The sequence below is a fragment of the Spirosoma humi genome, assembly GCF_054776575.1.
Map to the genome: position 1 here is coordinate 1282117 of NZ_BAAHBR010000015.1, position 24804 is coordinate 1306920.

15 protein-coding genes and 2 pseudogenes are annotated in these 24804 nt (G+C 47.5%); 1 reads left to right on the plus strand and 16 read right to left on the minus strand.

From position 1 onward, the window contains the following. Positions 1 to 105: 105 nt before the first annotated feature. The 7 genes and pseudogenes from ACYU8Y_RS21625 to ACYU8Y_RS21655 form a co-directional block, all read right to left on the minus strand. Positions 106 to 2244, minus strand: a complete 2139-nt coding sequence (locus tag ACYU8Y_RS21625; protein WP_460940185.1) for an outer membrane protein assembly factor BamB family protein — start codon at positions 2242 to 2244, stop codon at positions 106 to 108. A gap of 308 nt (positions 2245 to 2552) precedes the next feature. Next, a pseudogene (locus tag ACYU8Y_RS21630) lies at positions 2553 to 2763 on the minus strand (integrase core domain-containing protein); the annotation flags it as partial. Between the two features lie 622 nt (positions 2764 to 3385). Then, a complete protein-coding gene (locus ACYU8Y_RS21635) occupies positions 3386 to 4408 on the minus strand; it encodes an FAD:protein FMN transferase (RefSeq protein ID WP_460940186.1) in 1023 nt (340 codons plus the stop codon). Positions 4409 to 4430: 22 nt separating this feature from the next. Next, positions 4431 to 5648 (minus strand): Gfo/Idh/MocA family protein, encoded by a 1218-nt coding sequence (locus tag ACYU8Y_RS21640; RefSeq protein ID WP_460940187.1) that lies wholly within the window; start codon positions 5646 to 5648, stop codon positions 4431 to 4433. A 70-nt stretch (positions 5649 to 5718) separates the two neighbouring features. After that, positions 5719 to 7032, minus strand: a complete 1314-nt coding sequence (locus ACYU8Y_RS21645) for a dienelactone hydrolase family protein (RefSeq protein ID WP_460940188.1) — start codon at positions 7030 to 7032, stop codon at positions 5719 to 5721. An 87-nt stretch (positions 7033 to 7119) separates the two neighbouring features. After that, a complete protein-coding gene (locus ACYU8Y_RS21650) occupies positions 7120 to 7875 on the minus strand; it encodes a glucosamine-6-phosphate deaminase (protein WP_460940189.1) in 756 nt (251 codons plus the stop codon). Positions 7876 to 7921: 46 nt separating this feature from the next. Then, a complete protein-coding gene (locus ACYU8Y_RS21655) occupies positions 7922 to 9319 on the minus strand; it encodes a Gfo/Idh/MocA family protein (RefSeq protein ID WP_460940190.1) in 1398 nt (465 codons plus the stop codon). Between the two features lie 300 nt (positions 9320 to 9619). Between ACYU8Y_RS21655 and ACYU8Y_RS21660 the strand changes: the two genes are divergently transcribed. Next, the gene (locus ACYU8Y_RS21660; RefSeq protein ID WP_460940191.1) at positions 9620 to 10645 is read left to right on the plus strand and encodes a LacI family DNA-binding transcriptional regulator; all 1026 of its coding nucleotides are present in this window, start codon (positions 9620 to 9622) and stop codon (positions 10643 to 10645) included. Positions 10646 to 10858: 213 nt separating this feature from the next. Here ACYU8Y_RS21660 and ACYU8Y_RS21665 read toward each other — a convergent pair. From ACYU8Y_RS21665 to ACYU8Y_RS21705, 9 genes and pseudogenes are all read right to left on the minus strand, one after another. After that, a pseudogene (locus tag ACYU8Y_RS21665) lies at positions 10859 to 10999 on the minus strand (transposase); the annotation flags it as partial. Positions 11000 to 11151: 152 nt separating this feature from the next. Next, complete coding sequence (locus ACYU8Y_RS21670) at positions 11152 to 12486, minus strand: serine hydrolase domain-containing protein (RefSeq protein WP_460940193.1); 1335 nt, start codon at positions 12484 to 12486, stop codon at positions 11152 to 11154. A 112-nt stretch (positions 12487 to 12598) separates the two neighbouring features. Next, positions 12599 to 13225 carry a helix-turn-helix domain-containing protein gene (locus ACYU8Y_RS21675; protein ID WP_460940194.1) on the minus strand — a complete coding sequence of 209 codons (627 nt, stop codon included), beginning with the start codon at positions 13223 to 13225 and terminating at the stop codon, positions 12599 to 12601. Between the two features lie 287 nt (positions 13226 to 13512). Next, positions 13513 to 13977 (minus strand): hypothetical protein, encoded by a 465-nt coding sequence (locus ACYU8Y_RS21680; protein ID WP_460940195.1) that lies wholly within the window; start codon positions 13975 to 13977, stop codon positions 13513 to 13515. Positions 13978 to 14442: 465 nt separating this feature from the next. Continuing rightward, positions 14443 to 14850: a hypothetical protein gene (locus ACYU8Y_RS21685; protein WP_460940196.1), complete on the minus strand. Its 408-nt coding sequence runs from the start codon at positions 14848 to 14850 to the stop codon at positions 14443 to 14445. A gap of 901 nt (positions 14851 to 15751) precedes the next feature. Continuing rightward, positions 15752 to 17746, minus strand: a complete 1995-nt coding sequence (locus ACYU8Y_RS21690) for an FAD-dependent oxidoreductase (RefSeq protein ID WP_460940197.1) — start codon at positions 17744 to 17746, stop codon at positions 15752 to 15754. A 23-nt stretch (positions 17747 to 17769) separates the two neighbouring features. Next, positions 17770 to 19530: an FAD-dependent oxidoreductase gene (locus ACYU8Y_RS21695; protein ID WP_460940198.1), complete on the minus strand. Its 1761-nt coding sequence runs from the start codon at positions 19528 to 19530 to the stop codon at positions 17770 to 17772. A 165-nt stretch (positions 19531 to 19695) separates the two neighbouring features. Then, positions 19696 to 21363: a RagB/SusD family nutrient uptake outer membrane protein gene (locus tag ACYU8Y_RS21700; RefSeq protein ID WP_460940199.1), complete on the minus strand. Its 1668-nt coding sequence runs from the start codon at positions 21361 to 21363 to the stop codon at positions 19696 to 19698. Positions 21364 to 21402: 39 nt separating this feature from the next. Next, positions 21403 to 24792 carry a SusC/RagA family TonB-linked outer membrane protein gene (locus ACYU8Y_RS21705; RefSeq protein WP_460940200.1) on the minus strand — a complete coding sequence of 1130 codons (3390 nt, stop codon included), beginning with the start codon at positions 24790 to 24792 and terminating at the stop codon, positions 21403 to 21405. Between the last annotated feature and the right edge of the window lie 12 nt (positions 24793 to 24804).

The following is a 24804-nucleotide window of genomic DNA, read 5'->3' on the forward strand; positions in this document are numbered from 1 at the left end:
AAAAATAGCGGTAAGGTTCAGAGCTGACATATTGAAGTAAAAAACGGGTTGTTGTATACCCGGTACGTATTGAACAAGCGAGAAACTAGGCTAAAAACGAGACGGTCAATCCAGGGCAAAAGCAACATAGGTGTCGCCCGTTTTTGTGCCGAGCTTTCCCCCGCCAGTTGCCGCAATAACGACGTACTGCTTGCCATTGACGGTGTACGTGCTGGGGGTAGCGTAACCACCAAAAGGCAATTGCGCTTCCCATAAAATGGTACCGGTGTCTTTGTCAAAAGCTCTGATTTTTTCGTCTCGTGTGGCAGAAATGAATACCAATCCGCCTTTGGTAACGATGCAGCCCCCAAAATTTTCGGTACCCGTTGGTGGAATTCCTTTTGCCACCAAGGCCGCGTATTCACCCAGCGGTTTCTTCCAGGCTATTTCCCCCGTATTCAGATTGACGGCATTGAGCGTACCCCAGGGCGGAGCCGTCGCCGGGTAGTTGTCTTTATCCAAAAACTTGGTGTAGTTAGCCGCTCGGTACACGGGTTGACGATTCTCTTTTTTTACTACCGTTTGGCTGTCCATGTTCAACAGAAATTCGGCGAGTGCCTGAATCTCGTCTTCTGGAATCTGGGAGAACGCGGGCATAGCTCCGCGACCGTTTTTCACCAGTTGCACGATGTCGGCTTTCTTGTATTTTCCTGTCAGACTGGTTAATGCGGGAATGCCACCGTTGCCCTGCCGCTCAGCGCCGTGGCATCCTACGCACCCTTTTTCAAGATAAACCCGCCGACCCGGATGCTGCTGCAATGCCCCGGCAACGCCTTCTTTTGCATTGATATCAATCATTTTGATATGCCAGGCTAATTCATTGGCATTCACGTACAGCATACCCGTAGTTGGATCGTAAGCTCCTCCGCTCCACTCGGCCCCACCATGTATTCCGTAATAAATAACCCCTTTTTGCGAAGGCGGCATGTACCAGCCCGTATCGGCGCTTCGAAAGCGAGCTAAAGCATCGGCATGCGCTTCGGGCGACAGATTAGTCAGATCAGCCTCCGTTACAACTTGTTTTGCGAAAGGTTTAGGCCATTTTACGTACGGCTGGGTTGGATAGGCACTTTCTCCGGCTAAACTGGACGCTGGAACCGGGCGTTCTTCCACGTCCGAAAGCAGCTCCCCTGTCAATCGATTAAACAGAAAAATAGCACCCGTCTTGGTTAATTGGACGACGCCGGGCACGTTCTTTCCCTTGTAATTGAAATCGGCCAGAATAGGTGCACTTGGCAAATCCAGATCCCACAGATCACGGTGAATCACCTGGTAATGCCAGACCCGTTTGCCAGTCGTTGCGTTTAGGGCAACGATGCTGTTGCCGTAGAGTTGGGAGCCTTTTTTTCCGGGACGGTAAAAATCATCCTTTGGCTGTCCGGTCGCGAAATAGACCATGCCTGCTTGTGGATCGACGGATAGTCCTCCCCACACATTTACCCCAGCCCCTGTTTTCCAGAATTGGGGGTTATCCCAGGTCTCATACCCGAACTCACCCGGCCTGGGTATGGTATAAAAGGTCCACAGTTTTTTACCCGTTCGACTATCAAATCCGCTGACGTTTGCCGGGGCACTCCAACTCATTGAACCTATGATGACAATATCCTTGTAAATAACGGGCGAAGCCGGCGAGGTGATCTTCATATCGGACGCTGGCCGGACCAGCCCTTCGTTCAAATCGACCCGGCCTCCTTGCCCAAAAGTGTCTACCGTTTTTCCGGTACGGGCATCAATAGCGCAGAGGTAGTTATTGGCGGTAAACAAAATGCGTTGATTTTCACCGTCCCGCCAGAAGGCAAGTCCCCGGTTTATCCCGCCCATTTTCTCATTGGGTCGAGCCGGATTATATTTCCAGATTTCCTGTCCCGTAGTTGCGTTCACGGCCACAACCTCGTGAGCCGGGGTCGTTACGTACATCACTCCGTTAATGATCAACGGGTTACATTGTACGTTTCCTTTGGCGTTTCCTGAATGGTACGTCCACACCGGCTTCAGCCGGGCAACGTTTTCTTTTGTAATCTGATCCGCTTGTGAATAACGCGTTACACCGGCATCCCCACTCGTAACCGCCCAATCCAAATTTTGAATGGTCTTACTACGATTGCCCATCATCCGCTGGCAACTAAAGACCAATACCGAAACGCTTAGAAAAGCTATGGTGTACTTGTACGGCGCAAGTTTTCGAAAGAGAACCGTGTGTGCCATTAGATGCTGTATGATGATGGTATATGATTGATAAACTATACAAGTCAGCGCATTGTCCAGGCAATCTCTCTCCTTCAGACATGAGCTTGACGCCGACAAATATACATAGTGTACGTACACTAAAGGATTGAGTAGTCGTATATCTACTGCTGGTTTGAATAAATTTAAGAATTAGTTTGTCTGAAATTGGTCAACGCTGTGAGCGGATTACACAGCACTACAATGACGCCACCTGCAAAACCAACTTTCAGACTTAATACTTTATATTGGTTGTCCAGACGTTGAGGTCCTCCCGAAAAGCGTACCGGTCAAAGATTGAGGATCGGACGTTCATTTGTTGGTTTTCTTTTTATCTTTCCAACCGCCCGGCGGCCCGGCTCATTTGGCGTTAGCCCACCGAGTGAGCTATGAGGTCGGAAGTTATTGTATTCCTGCCCGCACGGGCGGCCCCGGCCAGTGTTCAACTTTTTCCTGAGCATCTTCCAGCGACAAGAACCAATGAGCGTTCAAGCACTCATCCGCACCGGCGGCCCGGTTCCAATTGTAACAGGTAGCTTCGCTAATACCCATCGGCTTCGGCCGTCCGATTGCGACATACTTCGGCCACGGCTACTCCAGTCTCAGCTTGTTTGAGAGCAAAGACGATGGCTCGGGCCACCCCGTTGCGCTTCGGTGAATTTGTTCTTCTTCATGGCAATTGTCTGGTTGTTTAAGATGGCACAATTGCCCGATTTTCTCTACTTTATACTGGAACGCTTTTCCGGGAGGAGGTCAGTATCCATAAAGAAGTGGCAGAATAGCATTTCCACGAAGTCCCATAATCATTACCGAACCACCGAGCTTAGTAAAGCGTCCCAGCCCGTCTAGCGACACAGGCCATATAGGTATACGGAGAGTTTTTCAAACAATATCTTTCTGCTTCACATCTGTGAATCGAAAAAATATTGTCTGGTAGTTTACTAGATTATCAGTATTAAATTTTCCTCACGACGATGTTACCATGAATTAAAGTCTATTCAATGATATTTGGCGAAAATAGTAGCGAGAACGTTTCCGTTAACGTTCTCGAAAATCAACAATAATTATTGTACACAGAAAACGGCCCTTTCCTGGCCGTTTGAATAATAAAATAAGAAGCAGCTTATTTGAGAAATTTGTAGAATCCGGTCGTGGCTGTATCCGCCAACAGACCATCCATTTTTTTGTAAATGAAGTAAGCCTGCAAATGCCGGTGAGTAGTCAGAAATGCCAGTGATCTGTCCAAACCCATGGCGAGTAAGGCATTGTCATAGCCGTCCGCAGTGATTGCGTCGCTGGCGTAAACAGTAACACTTATCAAATTTGTTTGTGCTGAAAACCCCGATTTTGGATCAATTATATGCGAAATCTGTACCGAACCCGCCTTTCGAAATTTTCGATAACTTCCGGAAGTGGTAACCGCTCCATTTGTGATGCTGAAAACTTTTCGGATATCCGTTTGTTCGAATTCATTTTCAGAGGGCGTTTCAATACCAATGGACATAGGAATACTTTCGGGGTATTTCCTTCCTTTTACCCTGATTTCGCCACCCACTTCTACCAGGTAATTTTGGATTCCGCTGTATTCAAGGAAGTTGGCAATAACGTCGACGCTGTAACCTTGAGCGATACCATTCACATCGATTTTCACGCAGGGCAGTTTTTTGTTCAACCGGTTTTTATCCAATAAGATTTTTTCAGAACCAACGCAGGGTAACAGTGATTTTATGTAGGCAGAATCGGGCAAAGTATTCGTTTTTTGCGTTCCAAAACCCCAGGCGTTTATAAGCGGGTAAACGGTAATGTCGAAGATCCCGTTGGTTTCTTTACAAACTTCAAGTGATTTTCTTACGACTTTACTCAAATGCACATCGGTTTCAATGCCCCGCTCTGAATTGTTGAACTGACTGATAAGTGAATAGGGTTTGTAGATAGAAAGCGATTGATCGAGCTGGCTGAAAATGCTGTCAACAGAAGATTTCTTTATGCGCTCTTGGCCTGCATAATAGGTAATTACGTAAGTGGTTCCCTGTGTAGTCCCTTGGATGTAAAAGGGTTGCAAGGGAACGTTCACGCCAGTTCGCATACAGGAGCTGACCCAAATGGTGAGGGCCAAAACTGCTGGGGTTAATTGTTTTTTTCGCAAGAGAAAAAGGCTAATCGTACCATCAGATTGAATATTCAGGCTTCCATACCTGAACGGACTCCGTGTCCGCAGCGGCATTACCCATGTGTATGGCAATGGATCCGTCGCGCCCCGTTTCAACATTAGACACCGGCTTTTTATTTGTCTGGATACAGGTGAGAAAATCCAGCAGCGCAGCCATTGTAGGTTCCCTGTTCTCTTCGCCGGGTTTTAAATATTCCACTTCAATTCCCTGCCCTTGCGTGGTTAATGCGAGCGTTGCACCCGTTACACCATCAACGGTACCTTTAGCATTATTCGTGTTTTCGGGATAGATGAAGGCCTGGTCGCGCAGAATTTCTACCGTCGCTTTATCGCCGAGAATGCGGATGCTGTACCCATTATAAGCATTTGAAAGGACTGACGTAAAGCTCCCTTTTACTCCGTTTGCGTATTCGTAGACCGCTCTGATATTGTCATAGGTATCTCTACCGTCCTTCCAATAATTTATGCCTCCTAATCCAACAACTTTTAACGGATGACTTTCGAGCATGAAATTAACCACATCGATTTCATGCGCACAAAGTTCAGACAATGGTCCTCCACAATATTCTCGGTACATTCGCCAGTTGATTGTTCGTTCAAGCTTTGGATCCGAAACCGGCAGGCGCCAATTAGAATTTCGGTTGTACTGACATTCAAAATGCGTTATTTTTCCCAACCAGTTTTGGTTTATAATCTCTTTTACTCGGTGATACAAGCCGTAATAACGATATTGGTAACCTATCTGGAAAATCAGCCCCGATTTCTTCACTCGCTTAACCAGATCCATAGCTTGCGGAATGTCATAGGTCATTGATTTTTCCAAGTAAACATGCTTGCCCGCTTCCAGCGCTGCTACGGCCATCGGATAGTGTAGGTAAAGAGGTGTTGCAATAATAACGGCAGCAATGCTTGGATCATCGAGCAACTTACGGTAGTCCGTATACGCAGTGGCTTTTTTATCTGCCCATGCTATTCCATTTTGCAAATTTGTAGGAATTGTATCGCAACAGGCCATCAGCGAAAAGCCGGGTATTTGTTTAATCAAAGAAGCTAAACCAGTCCCCCGGGAACCTGTACCGATAATACCTACTCTGATTTTGTCCTGCGCTTTAAACCTTGCACCAAAACCAGGTTGTGAGATTACCGATAGTCCCGCCAGCGCCGTTAACCCTGATGTAATAAATTTTCTCCTTGGCGTATTTTGTGTAGATATCATTTTTCAAGTATTCATAGTAGATGAGTATAGAAAATTTTGTAGCTTTTACAAAATCACGTTTATTCTGAAGCTACTTCAGCCATTTGTCAAACCAATTGAAGGCGTCGGTTTGCATAGCAGCATCAAACTTGTGCGGACCATCGTAAAATTTGCCGACGTAGTTTTCTGAAGCGCCTGCTTTTTTAAAAACCTCTGCCAAAATTTTGTCAGCTTCTTTCATTTCCGACAGCGTGTAAAGTACATCCTGATTGTTGTTCTGAACAAGCGTGGGCAATGGAACCCGTAGCCCAAGAATTTCTGGAAAATCAATATAGTTGGGTAAAAGTGGGGTAAACGTCATCCAGGTATGCGTAACGGATTTGGTTAAAACCAGATCTTTCCAGGTACTCATAAACCCTACACAGACGGCGCATTTGATACGCGTATCCATACCTGCCAGATAGACCGTTCGTAGTCCTCCTCCTGACAAGCCGCCACATCCTATTTTGCCGGCTATCACATCTGTTCTGGCGGATAGAATATCGAGCGCACTCTGATCCTCGGAAAGAAAAACACCTGGCCACGTCGTTCCGGCACAAAACAGCGATTTGGCCATAATATGCTCATGTTCTGCTGCCCATGCATTGTACACCTCAATGTTTTTGCTTGTTTCCGGATCACCATCCGTCCGGCCAATGATATTGGCCGGACTGTCTTCGAGTCCCTGCAAATCTTCATAGAGTACCCGTCTGCTTCCAAAAGCGAATGTGTCGTGCACCATTACCAGGTATCCACGTTTGGCGATTTCATTGGCCCAGGCTATTCCACCATAATCAGAATCCCGATGTTCCTTTAAAAGTGGATGTTGCTCATCACCCGTTCTGACAATTTTCCTATACCCAAAATACTTTTTCCCGCCATGATCATGCAGTCCCAATATAGCTGGCAACGGCCTGGAAGTACCTTGTGGTTTCAAAACGATTGCTTTCGTTCTTCTTCCGTATGGCAATTGCCATGAGATTTCTTCAAACTCAAGCCCGTCATAAATGTACTGTTTGTCAACAGTCACTGTGGGTGGAATGGCGCTGCGGGCAGGGCTTGCTATTACTTCTGAGGCCTTTGCCGAAGCCAGTTTGTGCCAGGATGAAAGATCTTTCCACTTTGGATTTCGATACGACAACGTCGGCACAGGTTTTAAAAGTGACGCGGCCCAGTTTCCATAGCCTCCGATGATACTTTTTTCAGTAATGGGTACCTCTCTCATGATCACAGGTCTTGAGTTTGGGACAGAAGGCAGTAAATTTGTTTTGGAAGTAAACGAAAGAGCCAAGGCTGAAAAAGAGGTTTTAAAAAAGTCTCTTCGCGGATTTGGCATAGCATACTGGTCGGATTGCGGGGGTTTCATCACTTTCGAGATCGTATATCAGTGTTCTTCTATAACCCGGCTGGCATTTATGGTGAGCAAAAATCCGGCTTCCGATTATTAAGTATCTTACAGAATTTCTGCTAATAATTCACTCGACAACAGGGATGATGAACTTTTGTCTAGGAAAAATGTGCACGCCGGATGAGTCTGCAGAATACTCGCAGGATAATGGTTGCTTACCTGCTGCTGCAGACTATTGCTGACTGCCAATGCTTTTCGTTCATCGGGAACAGAACAAATAATATATTTCGATTTCATAATCTGACTCACGGACATGCTTATAGCCTGCCTGGGAACCTGATCAAAACTTGTGAACCACCCCTCGCCCAACTGTTGTTTGCGGCACAACTCATCCAGATTTACAAGCAGATATGGCGTCTGATTGTCAAAATCTGCCGGTGGGTCATTAAACGCTAGATGCCCGTTCTCGCCGATGCCCACAAGGGCTACGTCAATTGGATGCTGGCTGATGATATTATTTAAATTTTCGAGTTCAAGTGCAGTGTCACCTTCCCCGTTGATCAGGTGTACGGCTTTGAGCGGAGATACTTTTTCGATAAAACGCTCCGAGAGATATTTTCTAAAACTCGCTCGATGTGTCACTGGCAGATCAACATACTCGTCCAGATGGAACATCGTTACTTTTGACCAGTCTATATCTTCACTTGTTAATCGGTCAAGCGTTTCGAACTGGCTGGTTCCTGTCGCCAGTATAATATTAGCCTGGCCTTTTACTAAAATGGCCTCACGGATCAATTCAGAAGCATACTTCGCTGCTTCATTTCCCAACTCATACTTATCCGGAGTTATAATAACTTTCATTTTCACTAATCTATTAATATGAATACTGGTAAGTAGATTTATATCGTTACGCTTTTACTCCTGTATTCCCACCGTGTTGGAGAGTCGTATCTACTGGTTTGTTAGTCTTCCAGGCACCGCGGGTAAAGTCAGGAATATTAATCGAGTTGGAACGATGGGCTATGGACCATTCCGTTAACGGAGCAATTACACTCCAGGAGGCCGCATCGTATACATCCTGATCTAATGGCAAACCATTTCTCAAGCAATCAATTAAACGCCAGTCCATTAGAAAGTCCATACCGCCGTGCCCGCCGACTTTTCTGGCAAGCTCACCAATCCTTTTTATGATGTCAGGGGTGTATGTCTCCTCAATCGATTTATAACGCTCATCGCTCAGCCATTCATGACCCTGCGAAATGCGTCCCTTGTTTGTGTCAGATAATAACGGGTATTTCTGAGCAGAGCCCTTTGTGCCGCTAATCAGGTGCAGCCTTGAATAAACCCGGGGCGAAGTTACATCGTGCTGCAGCATAATGGTTTTACCTTTTGCTGTTCGGATCGTGGTTGTATTCATGTTTCCCCGGAAGGTTTTTCCCTCGAACTGTTTAAAATCAGGATCTTCCTTTGAAAGCTTATTAGCACGAGTTGACAGCATAAAATCATTACTGGACACGCTGACAAGATAGTCCATTTTATCTCCCCGGTTAATATCCAGGACTTGGGCCACAGGACCTAATCCGTGCGTCGGATACAGATTGCCATTTCTTTGGTTTTCTTTCAAGCGCCAAAGATTGTACCGTTTATTTTTATCAAAAAAAGAATCGTAAATATCATGAATGTATGCCCCTTCAGCGTGTATTATGTTGCCAAAATAGCCTTGCCGAGCCATATTCAGCGTCAGCAATTCAAAAAAATCATAGCAGCAGTTTTCGAGCATCATGCAGTGCTTTTTAGTGCGTTCCGACGTCTCAACCAGTTTCCAGCATTCGTCCACCGTCTTTGCCGCCGGAATTTCAACCGCCACATGCTTTCCGTGTTCCATGGCGTATAAGGCCATAGGCGTATGCAGGCTCCAGGGAGTACAAATGTAAATCAAGTCAATATCATCGCGCTCACACAGCTTCTTCCAGGCATCCGCCGAACCAGCGTAAACAGCGGGCTTTAGATCTTTGTTTATGAAATTATTGGCAGAAGCTTGAGCTATATCCGACCTTATGTCACAGATGGCTCTAACCTCTACATTTTCAAGACTTAGGATTCTTGTGACGGCTTGGGAACCCCGATTACCAAGCCCAATGTACCCTATACGTACGGTATCTATCTTGGGCGCTGCATACCCGCTCATGTTAAATTTTTGGGAACCCGCTAAGGCTTGAGACTGCTGCCGTCCGTTTGCCGTGTCGTAATTGAATATGCCAATGCTACCTAAGGCTGTAAGTTTTAAAAAATCTCTTTTTTTCATAAGTTCCTTTTCACTTCCTTCAGATTAATTCTTAGAATGAGGACATCGTTTACATGTATGTGTTGCATACAAAGTCATCTCTGCCAACCAGTAGGCTGCCAATGCTAGAGCTAACAAATCGCTAAATTTGGTCAATCCCGTTTGTTAGGTGAAGGCTGTAAATTGGTTCTTCATTTGCGTTTCCTTACTGACGGACACAATTTTACAATGAATTTGCTTGGTTATATGTCCGTCAACAGCTAAATATTAGCGAGAACGTTATCGCTAATTCAATTCCTGTATCTATTCCCAAAAAAGTACATGCGTCGATTTACTACGATTAAGGACATAGCGCACGCACTCGGAATATCAGTTGCCACTGTGTCCCGTGCACTTAGGGATGCCCATGATGTCAGCCCACAGACCAAGCAATTGGTTACTGATATGGCTACAAAAATGAACTATAAGCCAAATTTTAATGCAACAGGACTAGTCAAAAGGAGTACACATAAAATTGGGGTGATCATCCCTGCTATTACCAACTATTATTTCTCAACTGTCATTACCGGTATCCAGGAAGTAGCCCATCAGAATAATTACAATATCATTTTGTACATCACCAACGATTCAGAAGAACTAGAAAAGAAAATAATCAAGGATCTGTCGGTTAGCAGTCTGGATGGGCTTCTAGCCTGTATTTGCTCACCTGCCAATTTGTGTACGCATTTTCAAGAAATGATTGAGGATGGTTTGCCAGTCGTATTTTTCGACCGGGTGCCAAATACAATAAACGTTTCGAAAGTGATGCAGGATGATTACAACGGTGCTTATATGGCTGTAAAACACCTAATCGAGGGCGGATACAAAAACATTGCACACATCACTGGCCCAAAGGGAGGATTTCTTACAGAAAACCGGATGCAAGGCTATTTGAGTGCATTGGAAGATAACAATCTGGCAGTAAATGATGAATGGATAGTCTATTCGGACTTTTCACAAAAAGCGGGTGAAAGAGATATTGAAACTCTTTTTCGTGACAACGATTCAGTTCCAGATTCTATATTTGCGGTGAATGACAGGAAAGCAATTGGCGCGATTGTCGCCCTAAAAAGGAAAAATATAAAAGTTGGACAAGAGGTTGGCGTAATAGGTTTTACCAACGATCCAATCTGCGAAATTATTTCTCCCACCCTTTCAACGGTAGCAGAGCCAGCCTATGAAATTGGGATGAAATGTTGTGAACTGCTTATGAAACATATTGCTAAAAGTAATTTTAAAGGGAATGAAATCGTCCTACCAGGAGAATTAATCGTCAGGGAGTCGACATTTAAGGGTAAGAACTTTTAGCAGTAAGTACTCTTCCAAGTTAGTCCTTGTAGTGACGCCCTTGTTAGCAGGATTCACCTGTTCATACCACCGTTTGAGTTTGGTTTCGGCAGTGGTTACCATAAATCTCCAATGCACCTTGGCTGCGCGGTGATTGCGCTCAGTAACCCACGCATCCACCTGTCGGCGTAACTCCTCCGGCCTACTAATACGCCGGTTTAGAAGTTGTTTGAGTTATGGCCAAACTCGTTTAATGGTACGCCTGATGTGAGCGATCCAAATAAAAGCTTGGGCAGATAAGAGGGTACGCTCGTAGTCCTTAGCCAACCGTCGATTGTTGCCTAACCAAGAAATAGTTCGCTCCACTATCCATCGTCATTGGTAAATAATTAGCTTATTACTAGCAGGTTGATTGGTGATGGGAGACTTTGGAATGATGGCCCGCATATCATATATGGTTTCTAACTGCTCTTTAAAATGACCGCCAAACGTACTGTCAGCATACATCAACACTAAATCGTCCAGCACTATTGCTTTTTGGGGCAGACCACTTTCCGCTCGCCAAGACGAAACGACAAATCCGTCACTAAGCCCGAGGAGTTTCGGTTAAAGACAACCCCGAGTTGTTCACGGCCATCATCCAACAGAAAATAATCCTTCTTTTGGGCATAAAGCTCTTGTTTGCGCGTAGTGGTGGACTTCAGACGATTGCCTTCCAGACTTACTTTAATCCATTCCCCGGGCCGTAGCAGGTACTCCCCTACATACGCCTGCAACTGCCTGGTGCTAAGCTGAATTTTCGTGTGGGCAGGCCATTGGTAAGGTTGGTGATAAAGAATCGCCAGAATCTTGCGAGCGATGATATGCAAATCCACGTCTTCCATGTTGTTGAGCATGATGATACAGATGTCATCGGCGGGGACACGCGCTAACTCGGACTTGAAACCCCAGATATCACCACTGTGCCAAACCACTTTTGCCCTACTCACCGAATCAATCATCCAACCATAGCCATAGTCGTTCTTTACGGGGGTGTACGCCTGGTTGAGTAAGGATGAACTGACCAGTTTACCCTTCTGTAAGCCCTGGTGCCATTGGTAGAGATCACCGGTCGTGGAATAGATGGCTCCGGCGGCACGGGGGCCACGATAGTCAATCAGGGTGGCCGCACGAGCCGTATCGTTTTGGGGGAACTCCCAATAGCCCGTTGCCTTATTGGGACTCGACAGGCCAATAAAATCAAAACTACTGTGGTTCATCCCAAGTGGAGAAAACAGGTAGGTTTGGATTGCTTCATAGTAGCTCATGCCGGTTACATGCTCAATAAGGTACCCCAGCAAGATGTAGCCCGCATTACTATATTTCCAGTCCGTTCCGGGGCTAAAATCCAAGGCCCGATCTCGCAAGGCTGCCAAAAATTTAGCTTCCTCAGAACCTGAATAGATGTTCGTCCTGGTGTTCGAATCGTCGTCCGAAAGGCCGGATGTATGGGATAATAATTGGTCAATCGTGATGCGATCGCCTTGGGGGAAATCCGGATAAAACTGACTGACGTTATCGGTTAAGGCCAGGCGGTTTGATTCAACCAGCTTTAAGATTAGGGTAGCCGTAAAGGACTTGGTAAGGGAGGCAATCTGGTAAATCGTATGGGGATTATTGCGCGTTTTCCGTTTGATATCCTGGTAGCCATAGCCCTTATTGAGTAAGCGTTTACCCTGAGCAGCCACCAGGATGCTGCCGTTAAATTTGCCTAACGCAGCATAGGTATCGACTAGGTGTTTAATTTGTTGCCTGACGGGCTGAGCGTTAGCGGAAAGAACCACACTTATGACCAGGAGAAAAGTTATACGTTTGCTACTCATGAGCGATGATCGATTGCTGAACCGGATTCGGTTGGCAAATCTCGATTCTCCGCGCCCAATTCCCTAAACAAGAGGTATGCCATTTTCCCGCCAATTCTGTGACAAGGCTGATTCAGAGCACCCTAGGCAACTTATCGAGAAATGATGATGGGTTGGGCAATTGTAGGGCGATGCGAAAGATGAAGAATAGATTCACGCCCAGACCAATCCCATAGACGGGGATAAATAAGGGAAAGGGCATTCCTACCAGGAAAGACAATCCCGCCAATAGTAAGGGGATGACCAGCATCATCAACAGGGTACTCATCGTCCAGATAAGCTGGAAGCTAACGATCTGCGGCCCACGCTGCCTAACCAGTGGATCGTGTCGGTAGCGCCAAAGCAGGATGGCCGGTAGGATAATATTGGCCAGGGGCAGGATAATACCGATTAAGGCGCTCCAGTTTAGCCTAAGCAGGTAGTTTAAGCTGGCCGGGTTTGAGACAGTGTTGGGTGGTGATTGGGGAGCCGTCAAGTCTTCCGGACTTAGCTGTAAAGCGCTCGCCAAGGTGCGCAGCGTATAGGCGCTACCCACCGATTCCCCCTTTTCGATTCGCTGAATGGTGCGCAGGGAAAGCCCGGCTAAGTGGGCGAGCTCCTCCTGAGAAAGGTGGCGCTGTCGGCGATAGGTTTTGATCCGGCTGCTCATCTCCTCACGTTGAGTAGCGGCATTGTCGGTTGAGGTGGCACTACTTTCCATGGGCCGATAGAATTTAGGCCCAAAGCTATTCATAAGTGTGTGTCACTTCGCCTACTGCTGTGCCTTATTTTACCGTCGTCGCAGGGTGTTTGCATTGACCAGGCCGATGTCAAGCCCCTGATCAGTCAAGAAGCTGAACCGTGAATATCGTTTGTTTTAGGTAGGTTCGATTATTGAGAGAATGTGCCAATCACATCACCTGATACTTAGAGGCTTTCAGAACAGATGGTGGTAACTCATTTATATATTCTCCTAAAACGCTCGTATCGTTAAATTCTGAAATTAATTTACTTCTGAGCCGAGATAACTATACCTGCCGGAGAAGGAACATAGGTACTTTTTAGTGAGTCAACAAGCGGAATCAGCAATCCCGCATTTATACTTCGCTCCTTGAAAGTGTTTCCTTCTATAATTCCCTGATAACCCGAAGCAACATAGTTAGTAGCTGATAATTGAAACTTGCCATTGGTTTCAGTAACACGAACATCTTTTAGAAAACGAACGGGCAAGCGCTTGCGGGTGTAGAAGGTCCCTACTCGTACCGAATCTGGCCCCTTCCGGTCAACGACTATATAAAAGTCGCTCACGCCAATCTTATTGATACCGCTGGTTGAGTATACAGTGTCTCCGAACACACTGTATACTTGAACAATGTATTTGCCCGAAGCGCGAGCAGCCACGTCCGCGGGTTGATCGTCCGATTTACAACTAAAAAGCCCTAATAGCGGAAGAACCAGAAATAGTTTGTTCATGAGGTTGAGTGTTTATCAGGCAAACGAACATGTGCTTTTTTGGTGTATAAGTGGCGTGGCTGCGGTTGCAAAAATCGTTTGAATCATGGAAAATTCTACCCAACCCAGCATACTCACCCTTAAGTAAGCAAGAACAACAAACTATGTCCAATAATTATTTTTTATTTATTCTCATAAACGCTCCCACCTGAGACGAACAGTATTCGTGTATACGCTTCATCAGGAAACGATGAAGCCATATTCATCTGCTCCATAATCCGGGCGTTTACTGACTTACAGACATCAACCTAAGAATCTACGTACTATTTCTTACCACAAACCTGTCCTTTCCAGTACTAGCCCTCGCATTACTGACTCTTGTTTCCAAATTAGAAATGGGCCAAATCAATCCTTTCGAGACTTTTGCAACAGCCACGACACTTATGTTAGTGGAAATAAGAAAGATTATGTACGTCTTATTTAACCTCAGAAGGATCTCTTAGATATACAATAGACAATACTGATAGCAATGGAAAAAACGCCAAATGCACCAGCGAAAACGTAGCGGTAGAGTTTTACGCACTTTGTTTTTTGGGCATCCGTTAAGACAAAATCAAACCGGTTGATGACGAAACGCCTTAGAACTTGTCGGTAGAAAAAATAAGGGATAGCCCCCGTGAGTAGGGAGGCTTGTACAAAATCGAGATGCAAGGGGCCTACCAGTTTCGCCAATACCCCTCCTGACAGAATGAGTATTGCCATGTAGTACAAGTACAGTGCGGCCAAGAATCGCCAGAAACCAGTTTCTTCCGCTAATTTAGGTGGTATCTCTATAGCAGCATCCAAATAAGCTCCCTGCTGAATATCAATGAGAAAGTACTTAAGATTGACCATTACTGGTTGTTATATAAGTGCCGCATGGCCGGTCCCGCAACGGCACGGTCCGCCGTTGCGGGACCGTGCCGTTGCGGGACCGGCCATGCGGCCGCAAAAATCCAGGGGACAACAAAACGCTATAAATGAATAGCTCTTTACCAGTCAGTTAACGGCTAAGAATTGCTGGTTTTACTAGTCAGATCGTAGCCATATCGACTTTTACATCGGCTACTCCTTTTATGAGGCTCTAGGGCTTATATCGTAAATTAAGCCGTTTGTTATCTGTACTTGCTATTTCCTGGTAAGTGATCCTAATTGGATATTGTGCAGTCAGGGCATCCTCATCCAACACTCGGATTCGATTGGCGTTGGGAATGAACACGTAATCCTCATCGACCTGAAGCACTCGATCCCCCGAACTAAGTCGAACGGTCGTTTGATTAACACCGAGGGGTAGACGGATTTCATTGTCTGATCGACTCTTGGATGGATAGAAAAATACAGTCGCCCACGGCTGTTGCTTTGGGCTATTATTTGAAGCCAACTTAAAGTGATAGCGTTGTTGAGCGGGAACCGAATCCGGCTTACTACTTAGGGGCGTTGACTGACCGAATGCCGATAAACCGGAAAGGGTGATTAAGCACACTAAGGTCAAACTACTTTTCATATCAAGATTTGGAGCTATCAACTTCAGTGACTAACGTGAAGCATAAGTTTTCCTGTTATTTAATTTCTTACAGGATACCCAAAGAAAAAAACTCCGGTATAACTACTTGCTCATAAAACACCCCAATCATGAAGCAAACACATGATTGGGGTGTTTTATGAGCAAGTAGTAGCCTTTTGTGAGAATATTCTCAGTGTTTTACGAGAACTCCCCGTTGTGCCTGCTCAATTACCTGGCTTCAGTATGAGGTACTTAGAAGGCTGGAACGAATAAGACGGCATCCGCCACCACGGGGCCGTCGGGTTGTTTGGCAACGATTTCAACCGACGAAGTTTTGCCTTTAGGTAGTTCATATTCTCCCAATGAAACCCATTCACCGGAGGCTTGGCCGACAACCACAATACCGGCGGGTTTAATTGGGATAATTTTGTTTGTCTTACCATTCGAAACGGTGATGCCTAGTTCCGTTGCTGTCTTGGCCAGACGGGGGAAATAGGTGTAAATGTGGTACTTACCCGCTTTGACAACATCAGGCGTAAATTTAACAGATCCACCCGCAGATTCTTCATTCACCAGATACGACGGGCCGTAACCGCCTTTGCTCTTGGTTTCCAGTCGCCATGAACCTGTCGTTGCTACGTGGGTTTTGTCATCGTTATCGATCAGAATTTCAGCCGTACTACCATCAGACAATGGGTCGGATTTTAGCTTCTGCTGGAGTTTGGTAACGTCGATTTTCTGAACGCTGGTTTTCCCATCAATCGCCATCGAGGCTGCCAGTGCCGTCGATTGGCCCAGCACCATAAATACAGGTTCCATCCGAATAGAACCATACGCAATGTGCGTTGCCGACAGACAAACCGGAACTAGCAAATTCTGGCATTCGCTTTCCTTCGGAATCAGCGCACGATACGAAATAGGGTAAGGTCCCAAACCGCCAACCTCTACGTTGCCTTCGTTCTTCGCCATTTTCTTGCCATCTTTTTCGATGACAATGCGCTGAATATTATGCGAATCCATCTGATAAGCGGCCATACCAACGCCATCGGTCACCACTTCTTTTGCCTGGCAGTTCGCCTGCGTCATTACGTAAGCACCCACCATCCGACGGGCTTCGCGGATGTAGAGTTGTGGCGACCAGTTGCCATTGTCGGTGTATTCGTCCTTAGGATAACCCCACTTCAGCATCGACTGCCGAAGTTCTTCCGGTACCCGCGAATCATGACCGAAGAAATACAGCAGACTTTTGGTATACAGCTCGTGATCGCGGATAATTTGCGCCCGCTTTTCGTAACTACCGTCGGGGTAGTCATAATTCATCCCGATCATATCGGTCGAGAAGCCGTTCCGGTTGTTGATGTCGGTTTTTTTGTTAGGCATCCCGCTCCAGATGAAATAATCGTTGAGCGTTTTTTTATTGGGCTGAGCGGCAATCAGTCGGGCCAGCAAATCGAATTTAGTCGAATCATAACCCACCGGGCGCGTAATAGGCACCTGATTAGCGGGGTCCGACGACAAACAAATGCGGTAATTATACGCCTGCACTTTTTTGTCACCTGTACCGTTGGGTTCGAGTTTGGCCGGACTGACGCCCCAAACTAGCCCCGATTCGGAATTGCCGGGCGTTTTATACGGGTCGATGCCATCGGGAAGCTGGTGCCCGTGCATGAGCTGAACGCCACTGAGCGTTTCGTTGTACGCCGAATTGTCTTCGCGCCCAACCGTATAGGATACGCCCGCTTTCGCCATCAAATCGCCCTCATACGTAGCATCGATAAACATCTTGGCCCGAACGCTACGTTTCGCGGATGGATTATCGGAATTTTCGAGAACGATTTCCTGAATTTGGCCGCCGTTTTTCTTCACGCTCGCCAGCCGGTGCGAATACACTACGTTCACCTGGCCGCGCTTGACATATTCGTTGAATAAGTCCTCTGCTACGTGTGGCTCGAAAATCCATTGCTCAAACTTGCCGTAATGCTTTCCGATGCGTCGGTAATAATCGCGGGAGATGCCGGTGATGGCGTATTTATTGCCAATATCAGTGAGGCCAAGTCCGCCGGAGGTCATACCACCGAGGTGTTTGCCAGGTTCAATCAGCAGCACGGTTTTTCCGGCTTTTCGGGCTGTGTAAGCGGCTATAACCCCGCCCGACGTGCCGCCGTAAACACATATATCGACCTGCTGCTGGGCAGTGGCCGAATACGTTAAAAGAAAAGTAAGACAAATGATTGATACGTATCGCATGAGTTCAATTAATGATGATCACCTTATTTCGCTTGGAGAGCGGCTAACTGATTCGCTTCAAAATTGGCATCAGCCGTGTTGATGCTTTTGCTGTAAATGAGAATTGCCTTTTGCTGGAGCAGCGATTTCTGCAAGGCAGGAACGGATAACGTATGAACCGATTGCTTTTGCTGAACACAAAGAGCCGCTGCTGTTCCGGCAGCTTGCCCGAGGGCCATCCAGCAGGGTTCCATACGTAACGTGGAAAAACCGATGTGCGTAGCTGACGCCGGAACCGGAGCCAGCAGATTCTCAAGGGGCGAATCGGGCACAATTACCCGAAACGGAACGGTGTAGACTGCCGACGGGTAGCTGATAAAACCGTCCAGATGAATACGTCCTGGCTCCCGTTTCCGAACGGCGTGAGAGTCGAGGGCGTAGTGGCTGGCCGTGATACTGTCGGCGTGTAGCGGAGGGCGTTCACCGGGTTTTACGGGTATGGCATCCTGCGCTTTGAAGATGTATTTGCCTTTCATCCGGCGACCTTCGCGCACGTAGAGCTGCCGGGGGAAATGACCGTTGTCGGTATATTCGTCTTTGGCCCAACCCCATTCCGAACATTCGTTGCGAAACCAGTCGGGCAGTTCGGGGTCATTCTGAGCAAAATAAAACAAGCCTTCGGTGTATTCACGCAATCGTTGGGCAAAGCGGTCGCGCCAGTCCCAGCCAGAGGTTGGATAGGGCCAGTTTTCTTCGGGCAGATCAGTCGAGATGAAGGCGTGGTGCTGGTTGTTGCCGTCGTTTTTGCCGTTGGGCAGCTTCACCATGTTCGTTAACCAGGCAATGCCTTTGGGCATACCGGGCACCTCGGGGCGGATGCCTGCTTTGGCTTTCCGTTCGTTCTCGGCTAGCTGCGCATCGGTGAGTTTCGACATCGCCACACCTGTATAATGGCCCGTTTTGACGTCGTTAATCAACGATACGTACTCCGCCCGATTGTAATTGGCCGGTTTCTGAATTTTAACCCGGATTTTCGGGTCATTAGTCACGCAAAGGCGATAATTGTAGGATTGTACGGCATTGTCGCCCGCGAATGTCGAACCCGGCCCTTCCGGCCCGGCCCAATATTTGTACACTCGCCCGGCACCTATCTCGCCATACTCCGACTTGCCTTCCCGACCCAGAAAAAACGGCACGTCCGCAGCGGCTATCAGATCGCCCTCATACGTAGCGTCGATGAAAAAACGGCCCTGATACGTTTCCGGTTTTTTGGTGATACGGTTCAGTACACGAATGCCCTGAATTCGATGATTCTGAATGGTCAGATTTTCGGGTTCAAAGTCGAACTGCCGCATCGTCATAACCGTAACGTTGGGGCTTTCTGTCAGGAAGTCATTGAAGATTTTGGCTGCTACCGATGGTTCGAAATGATACCCATCAGCGCAATCTTTTGCCTGTTGTGAATCGGCACCGTATTTCGCTACGTAGTGCGCTTTGATCCGGTTCACAAATTCGAGAAACAGGCCGCCGGTTGCTCCCCGTGTAGCAATATCGGTCGCCCCGAGACCATTGGCCGGTAGGCCGCCTATATGCGCAGTACGTTCCAGAAGCAACGATCTTTTGCCCATTCGCGACGCTGATACGGCTGCCATGATGCCGCCGGGCGTACCACCAACAATAATCAAATCATAGTCGCTATCGGCTAAAGGTATAGTTGTATTCGTATACAATTCGGGCAGACCCGCAGAAAAAGCCAGACCGCTCAGGCCAGAGATTTTCAGAAAACGACGGCGTGTTGTAGGCATAAGGGTTTATAAAGAATGAATAGTCCATTTTTGTCATCCTGACGCAGGAAGGATCTTAATGTCCCCTACTGCACAAGTAAGGTAGCCTTAAGATCCTTCCTGCGTCAGGATGACAAAAATTAACCGACAATCAATTAGTTATCTTATTCTTCACTATCAATTAAATCAATAACCAGGGTTTTGGACGAGTGCTTTGTTTGTTACGGTTTCGATGAAGGGGATTGGCCACAAATAATCCCGATCAGCTTTGAAAATCCGGACTTCCACAACGCGCATGTCGGCTTTGTTCGGTACCGCGCTATAATCGGGCGTACCGTTGGCGTCGATGATGGGGGCCGTAGCCAGTAAACCTTTCGGAATACGACCCAGGAAATTGCCCGCCAGTAACTTATCGGCCAGCTTCCAGCGACGAATATCCATTAACCGAAAACCCTCATTCGTCAATTCATACTTGCGCTCTTTGCGAATAATCGAGCGCATTTCAGCCTGCGTTTTGCCGGTTTTAATGGCTGGCATATTCACCGAAGGCCGCTGACGGACCGCATTGATGGCATCGTAAACCGACTGGTCGATCTGGTTGGCTTCGATTTTGGCTTCGGCGTAAATGAGCAATACTTCGGCGTAGCGAATCAGGCTAATGTTCAGTTCTGAATTGCTACGATCGTTCGCATCGGTCAGGTCGGTGTATTTCCGCCAGCAATAGCCGGTATACGTAGCAAACGCGTGAATAGCGTCCTGATTATCAACACGGGCACCGGTAGCGTAGTTAATCGTTTTAACGCTGTCTTTGTGGGTTTCGAACTTGAAATTGAAGTAGTTAGAACCCGGAACTGCCACCGTGAAATCGAGCCGGGGGTCGCGGTTTTTGAACGGATCTTTCGGATTATATAAGGGCGATTTATCGATTGTTAACCCATCCGTACACTCATAGGCATCGATAAGTGCCTGGCCAGGAACCTTGTTGGACGCACCCTGCGCATTCCGCGACAGAAAATTCTGCGGAGTGCTGTGGACAACCGTACTGGTTTTCAGGTACTGAAGCGCGAAAATAATTTCGGTCGATGTCTGCCCGGCATACGAGAATAATTGACCGTAATTCGTGTGCAGTTTATGGTAATTCAGGTCCATAACCGCTTTGGCAGCGGTGGCTGCATCGGCCCATTTTTCGTTGTAGAGGGCAGTACGTGCTTTGGTGGCTAAAGCGGCTCCTCTTGTAGCCCGGCCTGCATTTATACCCGAATAACTAACAGGCAAATCCTTGGCGGCTGCGTCCAACTCGCTCATAATGAACGTAACGCATTCGGCTTTTGTACTTTGCGGAACCTGTGATTCTTCCAGACCTATCGTTTTGGTAATCAGTGGAACGCCACCGAACAGTTCGATCAGATAGTGATACATATACGCCCGAACGAAGCGGGTTTCGGCCCAGTAGCGAGCCTGCAACGTAGCATCCATCTTGCCGTCGAGTTTGCCTATGTTGTCGAGAATGAAGTTGCAACGACCGATAATTCTATACGAGTTATCCCATACCGATTTCGAAAATCCGTTGTTGCTGTCGTGGCTGCCTTTCCCGATCTGTTGCAGTGTACTGTTGTTGCGATCCCAGCCAAGGTCAGTACCGTCATCGAGCAATAGCTGCGTTGGCATACCGTCGAGCGGGTGGAAATTCATGCCTTTGTAGCAGCCATTGACGGCTAGTTCCAGTTCGCTGGCATTGGCAAAATAAGACTGGTCGGCTGGGCCTTCCAGCGGGTAGCGTTCGAGGTAATCTTCGCAGGACGTCGTACTGAGTGTCAACATAACTGCCAGAAACCAGTAGTGTATTTTTTTCATTTGTAAAGTCTTTAGGAATAGAATAATTGGCGCTGGTGCTTAAAAATTGACGTCGATCCCGAAACTGTACATTTTGACCTGCGGATAGCTACGTCCTGTGCCCACTGGCGATTCCACGTCGTACCCATTCCAGAATTTATCGAATGTGAGGATGTTCTGACCGTTGGCAAACACGCGAACGTTGTTGATACCAAGCCGTCGCGTCAGCGATGTAGGGATTGTATAGCCGAACTGAATATTTTTCAGACGCAGGTAAGCTGCGTTACGTAGCCAGAAGCTGGAGATTTTTTCATTGTTTGACTCGCTGAATGCCAGCCGGGGGAACGTAGCGTTCGGCGTTTCGGGCGTCCAGTGATCTTTGTGTTGCTCCTGAACGGTACCACCCAGAAAGAACGGCATAATGCCCTGCTCATACAGCATACCGTCGGCTTTGCCCACGCCCTGCAAAACGATGTTCAGGCTAAAGCCTTTGTAATAGCCATTCAACGTAGTGCCGTAAGTGAAGCGGGGAATGGTGTTGCCTAATACTACGTTGTCGTTGCCGTTGATGATGCCATCACCGTTCTGATCTTTGTACTTAATATCGCCGGGTTTGATAACGCCAAACTGCTGCGCGTGCGACGATACTTCGTCCACTGTCTGGAATAAGCCCTCAGCCTGTAATCCATAGATAGACTGGATGGGGTAGCCTTCGCGGTTGGCCAGGGTTCCTACACCATTCACGCCCCGCAAATCGACCACTTTGTTTTTAACATCCGAAATGTTGAAGCCGATATCGTAGCGGAAATCCCGGATCGATCCTTTGTAATTCAGTCCAAGCTCCCAGCCCTTGTTTTCGACAACACCAGCATTCTGATACGGCTTTCCTAACCCAATAATGGCCGGAATGTCCAGATCGAGCAGAATATCCCGCGTTTGTTTGTAGTAATAATCGGCAGTAACCGACAGGTTCGAAAACACCGTAGCGTCGATACCAATATCAGTCATTTCGGTGGTTTCCCAGGAGATAGCCGAGTTGGCCAACGTATTCAACGCCACTACGTTGACAATCTGTTTGCCGAGTGTATAAGGCCCAAATTGCAGCGCCGACATGAACGGGTAATTACCGCCCTGGATATTCTGGTTGCCCAACTGACCCCACGACGCTCTAAACTTTAACTCGTTGATTGTTCCCAAAAGCGGCTGCATGAACGATTCCTGCGAAATACGCCAGCCAGCCGAAACCGATGGAAAAAATCCGTATTTGTGTCCTTTCGAAAACCGCGACGAACCATCGTAACGCGCGTTGGCTTCGAAGAGATATTTCTGTTTGAAATCGTAGTTGATACGTCCGAAAACGGATTGGAGCGCCCATTCAGAAGCTCCACCCGACGATCGCTGAAGGTCTGACGCTCCGGCATTCAAGACTTGATAATCAGGCAATAAAAAGCCTTCGCGGTAGCCCGTTACGTTGTCGTTACGAAAATCCTCGCGCGAGAAACCACCCAGTATTTTCAATCCGTGATCGCCGTATACCTTGTCGTAGGTAAGCGTGGCCCGGAGCGTATTGTACATCGACCGGTTGGTGGTTTCGGTCAGACTGCTACGTGCTGGAGTCAGAAAGCTCACCGTACCATCGGGTTTATAAGTCTGTACCGATTTGTTGAAGTTTTTGTCGATAGAGAGCGCATATTTGGGCGAATAGACAAGTTCTGCCGTGATTCCGTCAACGGGTTTGTATACCAGAGCCGCGTTGAGCATAACGTACGGGCTGTCATTTTTCCGGGTGCCCCCATCGCGCGACATGGCAATTGGGTTGTCGCCGTTCCAGCCGTCGCCCCAGGTGCCGTTCGAGTTGATGCCAATCTGGTTGGCTGGAATCCGGTTCATCCAGTGAAACACATCTTCCGAACCCCGTCCCGGCTCGAATGTGGTGGCGGCAACAACCTGTAAGTCAGCGCGGGCGCTGAATTTTCTGGAAATCTGAATGTCCATGTTGTTCCGGAGTGTATACCGCCGGAAACTGGAATTTTCGATAACGCCTTTCTGATCAAGATAACCGGCAGAAGTCAGAAATCGGATTTTTTCGCTGCCACCGTTGATGCTGAAAAAATGACTTTGCTGCAAGCCGGAACCGGTCAATACTTCGCGCTGCCAGTCGGTGTCGGGATACAAATCGCGGTTGGTAGCCCCTTCGGTGCGGTATTTATTAATCAGACCGTCGGAATACAAGGGCGCGCGGCCAACGTTTACATACGCTTCGTTGGTCAGCAGCATATGGTCGATGGCGTTGGCCATTTTAGGCATATTGGTAGGCGTTTGCCAGCCGATGTAATTGTTGTAACTCATCGAAATTCGGTTCGCTTTGGCCCGTTTGGTCGTCACCAGAATAACCCCGTTGGCCGCCCGCGATCCATAAATCGACGCCGAAGCCGCATCTTTCAGCACCGTAATGGATTCGATCAGATTCGGATCGATACTATTCATGGAACCCTCGATATTGTCGATCAACACCAGTGGATCGGAGTTGCCTAGTGTACCAACGCCCCGAATCCGGATCGAACCCGCATCTCCGCCCGGACGGCCTGAACGCTGCGTTACGGTAACGCCGGGCATTAGACCCTGCAGGGCCGACGATGTTTGTCCAACAGGACGACGGGTGATTTCTTCGCTGGAAATGCTGGAAACAGCGCCCGTTACGTTTACTTTTTTCTGCGTTCCATACCCCACAACGACCACTTCAGATAGGGATTTCGTATCGTTTTCGAGCTTGATGCCAATCGTTGTGCGGTTGCCGACGGTGGTTTCCTGCGGCAGATAACCTACAAAGCTGAAGACCAATACAGCTTGCTCGTTAGGTACATTCAACTGATAAAATCCTTTACTGTCGGTGCTGGTGCCGCGCGTTGTCCCTTTTACCACAACGCTTACACCGGGCAAACTGGCGCCTGATTCGTCGATAACCGTACCGCTAACGCTGATGTCTGCTACGTCGATCTGGCGGGTGGCGGTAGCTTCTACTATGTGTACAGCGGATGCTTCACCAGACGAACCCGCGGTGGGAGTAGATTCAGTAACTTCTGCCGGCCGGCTCAATACGTTTGGTTTTTCGCGGACAACTTCGGTAATAATGTAGGTGTCTTTCCGAATTTTCTTTACACGTAGTCCGGTATTTTTCAGTAGCTGATTTAAATTTTTCTCCACCGATGCGTTGAGGTTCAGCGCGTCGGTGGAGACATTTTTACCGGCCATAATCCGGTCTTCGAACACAATTTCGACCCGGTAATGGCGCTGCAAATCGAGTAATACATTTTTGAGTTGGGTCTGTACGCTTCGATTCGCCTGACGTTGTACAACCTGAGCCGAAGCGAATGTCTGACCTGAACTCACAAGCGGAAATCCTGTCAGTGAAGCCGTCACCAAACCTAAATGGAGTAGGGTTTTCTTCATATTTAAGAAAAA